The 11,377-nt window shown below is 53.1% G+C and carries 8 protein-coding genes and 1 pseudogene; 2 read left to right on the top strand and 7 right to left on the bottom strand.

From position 1 onward, the window contains the following. Nucleotides 1-106: 106 nt before the first annotated feature. Both AC1Q6D_RS31125 and AC1Q6D_RS31120 read right to left on the bottom strand, forming a co-directional pair. A pseudogene (locus AC1Q6D_RS31125) lies at nucleotides 107-415 on the bottom strand (IS5 family transposase); the annotation flags it as partial. 239 nt (nucleotides 416-654) lie between these two features. Further along, a complete protein-coding gene (locus AC1Q6D_RS31120) occupies nucleotides 655-1,635 on the bottom strand; it encodes an IS5-like element ISPa26 family transposase (RefSeq protein WP_103406890.1) in 981 nt (326 codons plus the stop codon). A 195-nt stretch (nucleotides 1,636-1,830) separates the two neighbouring features. On the opposite strand from AC1Q6D_RS31120, the gene AC1Q6D_RS31115 reads away from it, so the two are divergent. After that, the gene (locus AC1Q6D_RS31115; RefSeq protein WP_058655491.1) at nucleotides 1,831-2,856 is read left to right on the top strand and encodes an IS110-like element IS1383 family transposase; all 1,026 of its coding nucleotides are present in this window, start codon (nucleotides 1,831-1,833) and stop codon (nucleotides 2,854-2,856) included. 467 nt (nucleotides 2,857-3,323) lie between these two features. Further along, the gene (locus AC1Q6D_RS31110) at nucleotides 3,324-4,772 is read left to right on the top strand and encodes a mannose-1-phosphate guanylyltransferase/mannose-6-phosphate isomerase (RefSeq protein WP_103406892.1); all 1,449 of its coding nucleotides are present in this window, start codon (nucleotides 3,324-3,326) and stop codon (nucleotides 4,770-4,772) included. A 39-nt stretch (nucleotides 4,773-4,811) separates the two neighbouring features. Here AC1Q6D_RS31110 and AC1Q6D_RS31105 read toward each other — a convergent pair whose 3' ends face one another. The 5 genes from AC1Q6D_RS31105 to AC1Q6D_RS31085 form a co-directional block, all read right to left on the bottom strand. Beyond that, on the bottom strand, nucleotides 4,812-5,930 hold the full coding sequence (locus tag AC1Q6D_RS31105) for a glycosyltransferase family 4 protein (protein ID WP_103406893.1): 1,119 nt from the start codon (nucleotides 5,928-5,930) through the stop codon (nucleotides 4,812-4,814). Nucleotides 5,931-5,942: 12 nt separating this feature from the next. Further along, nucleotides 5,943-6,686 (bottom strand): glycosyltransferase family 2 protein, encoded by a 744-nt coding sequence (locus tag AC1Q6D_RS31100; protein ID WP_103406894.1) that lies wholly within the window; start codon nucleotides 6,684-6,686, stop codon nucleotides 5,943-5,945. Further along, entirely contained in the window at nucleotides 6,687-7,622 is a 936-nt protein-coding gene (locus AC1Q6D_RS31095) for a GDP-L-fucose synthase family protein (protein WP_115284124.1), read from the bottom strand. A 7-nt stretch (nucleotides 7,623-7,629) separates the two neighbouring features. Continuing rightward, the gene (gene gmd / locus AC1Q6D_RS31090; RefSeq protein WP_103406341.1) at nucleotides 7,630-8,715 is read right to left on the bottom strand and encodes a GDP-mannose 4,6-dehydratase; all 1,086 of its coding nucleotides are present in this window, start codon (nucleotides 8,713-8,715) and stop codon (nucleotides 7,630-7,632) included. A 202-nt stretch (nucleotides 8,716-8,917) separates the two neighbouring features. Continuing rightward, nucleotides 8,918-11,344: a hypothetical protein gene (locus tag AC1Q6D_RS31085; RefSeq protein WP_103406342.1), complete on the bottom strand. Its 2,427-nt coding sequence runs from the start codon at nucleotides 11,342-11,344 to the stop codon at nucleotides 8,918-8,920. Nucleotides 11,345-11,377 lie beyond the last annotated feature (33 nt).

Raw genomic sequence — 11,377 nt, 5'->3', positions numbered from 1 at the left:
GCGCGCTCAGTCCCATTGAGTATCGTGAAAGCCTGGGCTTCGCGGCATAACCAGTCCAAGTTTTTGTCCGCATCCCCAGTGGGTCAGTTTTCAATCAGCGCCGACACCCTGCACTGTGCTGGTGGGCTTTGGCATAGCTGCCATCGATGAAAACCCACTCCATATCAGGATCAGCCACAAGCGCTTGAAACACCTTGAGCCACTTGCCTGAGGCAGACCACGCATTGAAGCGCTTGTAGACCTTGCTCCAGCCGCCGAATGCTTCGGGCAAGTCTCTCCAGGGACAGCCTGTGCGCATGCGATACAGCATGCCTTCGACGGTTATCCGTAGATCACGCTTGTTGTAGATGGTCTTGTGCAGCAGAATTTCCCGCAGCTTCGACCAGTGCTCATCGCTGAGCATCAATCGGGGCATTGCAAGCTCGTATTGGTGTTGTGTGAGAACTACAACGATACGAGTTTGCTCTTATAGATCAATGGGTTAGTACGAAACGGGAACAGACCCTAGGGATGGTCTGAAGTAGCCCCCTGTTTTCCGGATACTTCGCCATCGACACTTTCAAAAAACGGTAGCCGCTCAAATCCCGGTCAAACCTGCCGTCTATTTCAGCCTTTTTTGCCGCTGCAAGCACCTCGCAGCAGTCACTTCACTCTTCACGGACGCACCTCTCCTGCATTGGAGAGCAAATGTCGACGCGCCATCCAAATGTTCGACAGGGCGAACAGCGTCACCATCTGAGCAGTGTTTTTCACCAAGCCTCGGAAGCGCACTTTCGTATAACCAAACTGGCGCTTGATCACCCGAAATGGATGCTCAACCTTGGAGCGAACCTGGGCCTTGGCTCTTTCGATCTTACGTATCGCTTTGTATAACGCGCTGCGGTTACCGTGCTTTTTGTAAGTGCTGCGCCGGGCTGCAATCTGCCAGATGACTTGGCGCCCCGCATGCTCTTCACGCTTCTCTACACCGGTATAGCCCGCATCAGCGCAGACCACGTTCTCACCACCGTGCAGCAGTTTGTCGACTTGGGTTACGTCCGCGACGTTGGCCGCAGTGACCACCACGCTGTGTACCAGCCCGGACTCATCGTCGACACCAATGTGAGCTTTGGCACCGAAGTAATACTGGTTGCCCTTCTTGGTCTGATGCATTTCCGGGTCGCGTTTGCCGTCCTTGTTCTTGGTCGAACTGGGCGCATGAATCAGCGTGGCATCGACGATGGTGCCTTGTCGCAGTGACAAGCCACGGTCGCCCAAATAGCCATTGATCACGCCGAGAATACCGGTGGCCAACTCATGCTTTTCCAGCAGGCGACGGAAGTTGAGGATGGTGGTTTCATCCGGGATTCGCTCTAGGCTCAGACCGGAAAACTGGCGCAGGATCGTCGTCTCGTACAGCGCCTCTTCCATCGCCGGATCGCTGTAACCGAACCAGTTCTGCATTAGATGAATCCGCAGCATCGCCATCAGCGGATAGGCTGGACGGCCCCCTTCGCCCTTTGGGTAATGAGGTTTGATCAGAGCAATCAAACCCTCCCAGGGTACGACCCGATCCATCTCTATCAGGAACAGCTCCTTGCGGGTCTGCTTGCGCTTACCGGCGTACTCGGCATCGGCGAAGGTCATTTGCTTCATCATCGAAAAGCTCGGCGATTGGTGTCCGGGGATTTTGCCAAATCAGGAAGTCTTTTTCAGATGGTATGGACGCCTCCCCCCGGCAGCGGGCCGACCGCAGCACCTCTACATCAATAGAGGATCTTCGCTGCCCCGGCATCTAGGTGCCAAAGTGGAGAGTGGATAACAAACACCACTTGAGCAGGAGGATCCACCATGAAACATAGCGTAATTGGCATGGACATCGCCAAGAAGGTTTTCCAGCTGCACACCGTTGATCAGTGCACTGGGAGGATCGAGCGTATCAAGCTGCGCCGTGATGAAGTGCTGGCGTTCTTTGCAAATTATCCGACCAGCCTGGTGGCAATCGAGGCCTGTGGCAGTGCCCACTGGTGGGCACGTCAGCTTCAACAGCAGGGGCATGAGGTACGGCTACTCGCCCCTCGTTCGGTACGCCCCTTTGTGCTGCGAAACAAAACCGATGCGGCTGACGCTCAAGCCATCTGGACAGCGGTGCAGCAGCCCGGCGCTTGCCTGGTGGCAATCAAGCAGGCGGATCAGCAGGCGATCCTCTCGCTACACCGTATCCGCTCCCAGTTGCTGAAATTTCGCATCATGCAGAGCAATAGCTTACGTGGGCTGCTTTACGAATTCGGAATCGTGCTGCCAGAAGGTTATACCCAGCTGAGTAAGGCCGTTCCGGAGGCCTTTGCCAATGCTGAGCATCAAGTGCCTTCCATGTTGTTGGACAGCCTACGCGATCAGTGGACTCGGATTATCCAGCTGGATGAGGAAATTCGAAAAATCGAACTGCGTTTGAAACAGTGCCTACGTGAGAACTCCGACTGCCAGAAAATTGCAGAGATTCCCGGAATTGGTTTGTTGACCGCTACAGCCGCTGTTGCCTCACTGGGAGATGCGAAAACCTTCCATTCTGGTCGCCAGTTCGCAGCTTGGCTGGGGCTGGTTCCTCGACAAACGGGCACCGGTGGCAGAGTTCGGCAACTGGGGCTGAGCAAGCGCGGAGACACCTATCTGCGAACGCTGTTGATGCATGGCGCTCGCTCGATCCTCAATAGAGGACACCGGTCAGAGTGGGTCGAACGCTTGTTGACCAGGCGGCCTTATAACGTGGCAGTCGCCGCAGTGGCTAACAAGCTCGCCAGAACCCTTTGGGCCGTGTTGGCCAAGGGCTCTACGTATCGGGCCGAACTCTTTACGGCATGCCCTACGGGGCATTGAAAACAGTAACCAACAGACTTCACAAGGAGCACAGGCGGTAAGCACGTGATGGCGAAATAGGTCAGACCGTGACGGGGTAAACCTGGTAGGGAATATGAGCCACGGGCACAGCCTTCAGCTCGATTTTCAGATGAGGGCCTCGTCAGCGGATTCCATCAGGGCCAGCAGGTTTTTCGGCCTGCACAACAGGCCGTATATAAGACTGCTCCTACCTACGCGCCAGCATGGCTACCTATTGAGCTCCGGGAGGCGTCCATATAAGGATTTCCCTAGACATAAATGGTCATTTAAATAAGAATGTTGACGCTAGTTTGTAAGAAAACACACCATGTTTCTCCCCCCGGACGCCTCGGCGATTTGACTTCTTTAGCTGAAAGACTCTACGTCACTTTGCTTTCGAATTTGCTGCATCGAGGGGGCGAAGGCCGCAGTCGAAATGAAGTGGCAGTACGTAAAGGAGTTACAATGTGACACTTGTTCCAGTCATTATTTGCGGCGGTGCGGGCAGCCGTCTGTGGCCTGTCTCGCGTTCAGCACATCCCAAGCCGTTTATCGAACTGCCGGGTGGCGGTAATTTGATTCGCAAAACCTACGGCCGTGCACTGGCACTGGACGGAGTCAGCGAAGTTCTAACGATCACTAACCGTGACCTCTATTTCAAAACGCTCGATGAATACAGTGCACAAGCACCTCAATTCACGAACCTGAGTTTTGTTCTTGAACCCTTTGGGCGTAATACCGCAGCGGCTGTTGCACTGGCTGCTCAAGAAGTTGCACGTACCCATGGGCCAGATGCCATCATGCTGGTGTTGCCAGCTGATCACCTGATCGATAACCAAGCGGCATTCACCGATGCGGTTTCTACGGCATCCAAGTTGGCCAAAGAGGGTTGGCTGGTCACTTTCGGGGTTAAGCCTGAGTATCCGGAAACCGGTTACGGCTATATCCAGAAAGACAATGACAACCCCCTCGGTAATGGCTTCAAGGTCAAACGCTTCGTCGAGAAGCCAGACTTGGAAACTGCCCAAGGCTATTTGGCGAGCGGTGAATACTTCTGGAACTCCGGCATGTTCTGTTTCCGCGCCGGCACGTTAATTGAAGAGATGACACTGTGCGCGCCGGATGTCTCCAGTGCTGTGGATCTTTGCCTGGCCGGTTCCGGCACGATGACCGGCAATAGCCATCGTAGCTTGCACCTGGAGTCTGAAAGCTTTGCCAAGGTGCCTGATATTTCCATCGACTTCGCACTGATGGAGCGCTCAAGCAAAGTAGCCACAGTGCCGTGTGACATTGGCTGGAGTGATATCGGCTCGTGGAATGCCATGAGCGAGCTGTCGCCAGTGGATGAGCAAGGTAACCGTGTCGAGGGCGAAGCGATTTTTCATGACGCCTGTAACAACTACGTGCGTAGCCCGCGTCGTTTGGCTGCGTTGGTGGGGGTGGAGGATCTGATCATTGTCGATACCCCGGATGCCCTGCTGGTCGCCCATAAAGACCATGCACAAGACATCAAGGAGATCACGGCTCAGTTGAAAAAGAGTGGTCACTCTGCGCACCTTGATCACACCACCGTCCGTCGTCCGTGGGGCGCTTACACGACATTGGAAAAGGACCAGCGTTTCAAGATCAAGCGTATTGTGGTCAAGCCGCAGGCATCGCTTTCGCTGCAGATGCACCATCACCGAAGCGAGCACTGGATCGTGGTCAGCGGTATGGCGCGCGTCGTTAACAACGATCGTGAGTTTTTGCTGAATACCAATGAGTCGACCTTTATTCCCGCCGGCCATACACATCGGCTGGAGAACCCGGGGATTATCGACTTGGTATTGATTGAAGTGCAGAGTGGCGATTATCTGGGCGAAGACGACATCGTTCGCTTTGAAGATATCTACGGTCGCGCCGAAAACGGCAAGTAACGCGAGTGTGGCCTGCCCGACCTGGATGTCGGGCAGGTTTTATCGTTGCTCGTTCATCAGGTCCTGATAAACCTTCATATATCCCCGCAACATTTGATCGCCGGTAAATATCTCGGTGTATCGTACCTGTGCTTTTTCACCCATCACCGCTGCCTCTTGGGGATGATCCCACAAGTAACGCATGGCTTCGCGAAAGGCGGTTGGGTTCTCGGGTGGGACGGTCAGCCCTGTTTCATTGGCAATGTTAATGTAGGTGGTCCCGGTGCCGATTTCGCACGAGATCATTGGTTTTCCATACATTGCACCTTCCAGCAATGCAACGCCGAACGCTTCTGAGCGAAGGTGCGAAGGGAATACGATGGCGGTGGAAAGTTGAATCAACGCCACCTTGTCCTCATCGTCAACTTTCCCTAAAAAGTGCACGTTCTGAAGCCCAAGCGTTTCGGCTTGTTCCATGAGCTCTTGTTTCTTTGGTCCGTCGCCAACAATAACCACGGGGTACCCAGTGCCTTGGATGGCCTCGAGTAACGTGTGCAGGCCTTTGTAATAACGCAGCACGCCAACGAACAGGAAGAACCGCTCGGGCAGTTGTTTCGCCCATCGCGCTTTCACCGAAGGAGAGGGGATTGGGTAACTCTCCTTATTCAGGCCTATTGGAATGATGCTGATCTTTTCGCGGAACGCAGGCAATACGGCGCTGGATTCCAAATAGTTGGGCGATGCGATAATGATTCGGTCGACGCTACTCAAGAATTTGTTCTGGAGTGGGCGATAAAGCTTTAGCAGCTTCTTTTGATCGACGATGTCCGAATGATAGGAGACAACGCTAGGCTTTTTTATCCGGCTGACGAAATGGATGACATCCATGAACGGCCAAGGGAAATGGTAGTTAATGATGTCAGCCTGCTGCGCGAGCTCTTTGAACTTCGAGTACGCCTGGTTCGAAAAGCCCGTTGAAGCGATTTTTATGTTTTCTTTAACTTGGTGCGTCTTATAACCGTCCAGCTCCAGTACTGTCGGGCTTGGGTGGGGGGACAGTGCAAGGACTTCGCAGGTCGCACCGAAACGAGGCGACTGTTGGCAAATTTGATGTATAACTTGCTCCACACCGCCCATGGTGTCGGGGTAGGCAGTTTTATAAAAATGCAAAATGCGCATGGCAAGTTCCGATTAGGGGAAGATGGATTTTAGCCAGACGGCGTAGGGCTGAAAGAGCCACCACTTCAAGGGAACGCTACCGTGATGCCTGCGTACTACCGCGATCGCTTCCGCGTAATGGCGCCGGCGTAGGGTTTTTGTCTTGGTCTCTTCGTGCTCCCGATTAACGGCTACGAAAGCATCCACATGGGTGAGAGGACCGACTTCTTTGAAGAGTCGCCACCAGAGATCGTAGTCCATTGCCATGTGCATAGAGGCGTCTACGCCGTCTATGGTTTCCCAGGCCGATCGGCGGATCAATGTGGCGGGCTGCGAAATGATGCAGCGCAGCGACAGCCGACGCTCACTGAACGGCTCAACCCATACAGGCTTGCGCTTGCCAGTGTTTTGAATGACGTTCCAGCACTTGCCGTAGACCGCTGATGCCTGTGGTGCGGCGTTAATAGCTTCGATCAGTCGTTTCAACCCGACGGGTTCGAACCAGTCGTCGCTGTTCAGCCAGCAGACAAAAGGGGCTTTGCCTTGAAGGATGCCTTCATTGATGGCGGCCGCTTGACCGTCATCGCGGTGACTGCGCCAGCCGGCCAACTTGTGTTCCCATTTGCGGATAACTTCCACCGAGTTGTCGGTAGAGCCGCCATCCAGAACGAAAACCTCTACAGGAACGTCCTGTTCGAATATTGACCTCAAAGCATCGTCGAGATAACGGCCTTGGTTGAATGAAGGTACTGCGATCGTGACCAAGGGTTGGGACATTCAGAGGTGATCCGTACGGCTGAGAAAATCTTTGTAGGTCAGAGCTATACCCTCACGCAGTTGCGTTTGGGCCGTCCATCCCAGGCCTTTCAAACGGTTGATATTGAGTAACTTGCGAGGTGTGCCATCGGGTTGGCTATGGTCGTATACGATCCGACCGTTGTAGCCGACAACCTCCATAATCAACTCGGCAAGTTCACTGATGGGCAGGTCGCTCCCCATGCCTACGTTGAAAAGTCCGCTTTCGATGTTGGACTCCATCAGGTGCACGCAAGCATCGGCCATATCTTCAACGAAAAGAAACTCGCGTCTTGGCAAGCCCGAACCCCAAACCACCAACTCCGATGCACCGCTCATTTTTGCCGCATGGGCTTTGCAAATCAGGGCAGGCAGCACATGGCAGTTTTCCAGGTCATAACTGTCATTGGGGCCATACAGGTTGGATGGCATGACAGCAATGAACTGAGCGCCATATTGACGGTGGTAGTTCTCGCACAGTTTGACGCCAAGGATCTTGGCCACTGCATAAGACTCGTTGGTTTGCTCCAACGGTCCTGTCAGCAGGTAGTCTTCGTGGATTGGCTGAGGGCAATCGCGCGGGTAAATGCAGCTGGAACCCAGAAACAGGAGGCGCTGAACCCCATGTTTCCAGGCGCTGTGGATCACGTTCGCCTCTATCATCAAGTTTTGATATATAAATTCAGCTCTGAAATTGTTGTTGGCTTTGATCCCGCCAACCCTGCCGGCAGCCAAAAACACGATCTCAGGTTTCTCTGCGGCAAAAAAAGCATCCACAGCGGCCTGTTGGGTCAGATCGAGTTCGGCGTGCGAGCGAGTAACGAAATTGCTGAACCCAGCGGCGGATAGCCGCCGCTGGATCGCGGAGCCAGCCATGCCGGCGTGCCCTGCGATATATATTTTGGCGCTTTTATCCACCTAGCTATTACTCGTGGTAGTCGTAGACGGAGTAACCGTGTTTTTTCACCAACTCATCGCGAGTGGCTGACTTCAAGTCTTCGGTCATCATCTCGGTGACCAGTTCTTCAAAGCTGATTTTAGGTGTCCAGCCCAGCTTTTGCTTGGCTTTAGTTGGGTCGCCCAGCAAGGTTTCCACTTCAGTTGGGCGGAAGTAGCGTGGGTCAACCGAAACGATGCACTTGCCATCGGCGTCGTAGCCTTTCTCATCAGCGCCTTCACCCTTCCAGGTGATGTTGATTTCGGCGTGTTTTGCCGCGGCATTGACGAAATCGCGAACGCTGTATTGCTTGCCGGTGGCGATAACGAAGTCTTCCGGATGTTCCTGCTGGAGCATCAGCCACTGCATTTCGACGTAGTCTTTTGCATGGCCCCAGTCGCGCAGCGCGTCAAGGTTGCCCAGGTACAGGCAGTCCTGCAGACCCAGCTTGATGCGGGCGAGCGCACGGGTAATCTTGCGGGTTACGAAGGTTTCACCGCGCACCGGGCTTTCGTGGTTGAAGAGGATGCCGTTGCAGGCATAGATGCCATACGCTTCGCGATAGTTGACGGTAATCCAGTAAGCGTAGAGCTTGGCCACCGCATACGGGGAGCGAGGGTAGAAAGGCGTGGTTTCTTTCTGAGGGGTTTCCTGTACCAAGCCATACAGCTCGGAAGTGGACGCCTGATAGAAACGGGTTTTCTTCTCGAGCCCCAGGATCCGGATCGCTTCAAGGATGCGCAGTGCACCCAGTGCGTCGGAGTTGGCGGTGTATTCAGGCTCTTCGAACGATACGGCAACGTGGGACTGTGCGGCCAGGTTGTAGATTTCGTCGGGTTGCACTTGCTTGATGACGCGGATCAGGCCGGTCGAATCAGTCATGTCGCCATAATGCAGGACCAGGCGACGGTCGGAGTCGTGTGGATCTTGGTACAGGTGGTCGATTCGGTCGGTGTTGAACGATGAGGCTCGGCGCTTGATTCCGTGCACTTCGTAGCCTTTCTCGAGAAGCAACTCGGCCAGGTAGGATCCGTCTTGACCTGTTACTCCAGTAATAAGCGCAACTTTTTTCATATGCTTCTCTTGACGTGTTTTTTAAAAAGTATATTTGAAGTGAAAGTGAGGAACGCAATTCCTCACGATTGACCGACTCAGCCCAGACTCAGGCCGATAATTTCCTATACTGCCTCAATGAGGCCGAATTCTCAATGTGTGCCGATGAGCTTACGACTTGGCAAACTCATCTGCACCCTATTCGAGCATTGACTGTGTGCAATCACGGGGCGGGAGAACAGCTGGCGTTAGAGAACCAGGTATTTCCATCTTGAACCAGTTCAAATTGCAATGAATTGGCAGGGTCCGCTGTGTATTGATTGGCGCCAGTATAGTCTTTCAGATCGAACACAAGCCGTTTTTTCTCGCCCGGTTTGACAACCAAACCTCCTGCCATCCGATAGCCCGAGTCCCATAATAGCATTTTGCCGTCTGGGCCTTTTACGTGTACCCCAACGCTAATCGGGAATGAACCCTGACCCAGGCTAAGGTTAAAAGTTCCATTATTATTAAGGTCTATCGCAACGCGCTGTTGTTTGTCGAGCGCAGTGCAGGTCAGTGTGACGTTGAGGTCTGTTATAGGCAAAATCGCGGAATCGCCGCTGCCTTTAGTTAGCAGCGTCACGTCTTTAAAAATCTCTGGGTGCTGGGTGCGCTCTATACGCAGAGGGAAGGGCGCACGGTTATCGTTCAGGAAATGTTCAAGCTTCTCAGCATCAATCAGTTCTGGGTAAGCGTTCTTATCAAAAGGCGTGGCAGCGTTTATCGTCAGGCTGTCGATGGCCGTGTAGTCTTTAGAGTAGGACACCTTGAAATTTGCCTGTGGCAGCAGTACGTGTGCAAACCGCCCGGACGGGTCTTCAACCACAAGAAGCTTCAGCGCTTGCAATGCCAACTTGATTTTTGCGAACTCATCATCTTTTACAACGATCCTGTCAATGACGAGGGCTTTGAAACCGACCGCTTGAATTTCATTGAGCAATGCGTCGATGGGTAACTTTGAAATGCGTCGATTCCAGTTATCTGCCGGGCTGTTTTTTGAACCGCCATTGCTCCAATGAATATGCTCAGAGAATAAATACAGACGAATATGGTTGAACGAACCCCAGCCATAGTATTTGTTGTTTGTCAGGTACTGGGAGTAAGGAAACTGATAAACCATCGCGTCCTTCGGCAGTTCCGACTCCAACTGTTTGACGAATGCGGTTTCTTGCGCAACGCGAGGCCGAATGTCAGGTGATCTGTTCGCTACATTGGCGGGGGTCTGGTCGTAGATGCCCAGTGCAGTGATGAGGACAAGGGCTGCCGCTATTACGGCGGGGCGGCGGAACGTACTCAGGGCTCGGCTGGCTATCAGCGCGCCCAAGAGCAAGAGGGCAAATTCCATGAATATTGGAAAGCGGTTGTAGGCCCTGATAGTTGGGAACACGAATGCGATGAGGGTGCCGAGTCCACCGGAGATGCTTGCCAGAAAGACGAAAAAGATAATCGCTAGAAGGCTGTCCCCCAAACCAATAAAGCTTTTGTTGTGCTCTGAAGTTGTACCGCCGTCGGCAAATACGCTACGACGTAGTTGCGGCACCATCAACAAGGTGAAACTCAGGAACAGCAAGGCGGTGCCGAAAATGCCAAGCGTAATTGAGGCGGGTATAGCAATTTTCCGAGCGGCATTGCTGCTCTCGACCAAGCGATCGCCCACATGGCCCAGCGCGGAGACGTGATGTTGCTGGTTGGGGGTTATCAGTAACTTGAGGCTGCTGCTGTAAACTTCGGACTCGAGCGGGAACTTTTGCAGTACGGGGTCGGCGATGTTGTTCTGGTAGAACTCGTCGTGGTGGGATTTTTTATATTGATACAGCGGCAGCTGAATCAACAGCGAAACGACCACCAGCACCGCAATGTACAGGATTGCCGGAATAAGGATTCTTGGCTTTTTCCAACCCCCCACAATCAGTCGAATGGCACCGGCGCATCCAAATAGCAGTAGTGAGAAAAATGCGTAATAGCCATCGGACAGGGCGATCAGGATAATAAAGAATAGGCCGAGCAGAAAGGACTTGTTCTTGAGTAACGCTTTCACCGCGACCGGCAGTTTGGCCGCTGTCAGAGTCTCGTCAAATTTACCCTGAAACGTCCAAATGATAGCGACCATCGCCAGGGGGATGCAGAAGTAGTTAGGCAAAAATGAGTAGATAAGAATATTGAAGCGGTAGGTGCAAAAAGCAAACAGCAGCGCGGCGCTGATCGCCGGTAAGCGAGCTATGCAAAGCAGGCGGCATGCCCAATAGGCAGTGATTGCGATCAGTGGGAAGTTTAAGATGAAGTACGTTTGCTGCAGGGTGATGGCACTGTCGAAAAAAGGGCTCATCGCCAGCATTATAATAGAGTGCAGGGCGCTGGTTTGAGCGGCAGAGTGATAATGCCAACTGGCAACTTCAGGAGCGCCGAGGTAAGGGTTGTAAAGAATCCAGCCGGTTTCTTTCAGCACTTTAGTTAAGGTGAATTGCCAAATATCATCGAGGTGTTCATAGATGAAGGGCGAATCGAGACCTGACTTGTCCAGCCCCATTGCATAGTAGGCAATGACTAAAGGTACAATGATCAAACATAATAACGTTAGCGCGGTGTGCTTTGGGTTGTTAGCTATCATGCCTCAGTGATCCTTACTCATGTGTGCGCTGAA

Source organism: Pseudomonas sp. MT92 (assembly GCF_058792515.1).
This window is presented reverse-complemented; position numbering and strand designations above follow the sequence as displayed.

Excerpts from the sequence above, each read along its gene's own strand:
- AC1Q6D_RS31120 (WP_103406890.1), bottom strand. The coding sequence starts at position 1,635 with ATGAAGCAAATGACCTTCGCCGATGCCGAGTACGCCGGTAAGCGCAAG.
- AC1Q6D_RS31115 (WP_058655491.1), top strand. The coding sequence starts at position 1,831 with ATGAAACATAGCGTAATTGGCATGGACATCGCCAAGAAGGTTTTCCAG.
- AC1Q6D_RS31105 (WP_103406893.1), bottom strand. The coding sequence starts at position 5,930 with ATGCGCATTTTGCATTTTTATAAAACTGCCTACCCCGACACCATGGGC.
- AC1Q6D_RS31100 (WP_103406894.1), bottom strand. The coding sequence starts at position 6,686 with ATGTCCCAACCCTTGGTCACGATCGCAGTACCTTCATTCAACCAAGGC.
- gmd (WP_103406341.1), bottom strand. The coding sequence starts at position 8,715 with ATGAAAAAAGTTGCGCTTATTACTGGAGTAACAGGTCAAGACGGATCC.
- AC1Q6D_RS31085 (WP_103406342.1), bottom strand. The coding sequence starts at position 11,344 with ATGATAGCTAACAACCCAAAGCACACCGCGCTAACGTTATTATGTTTG.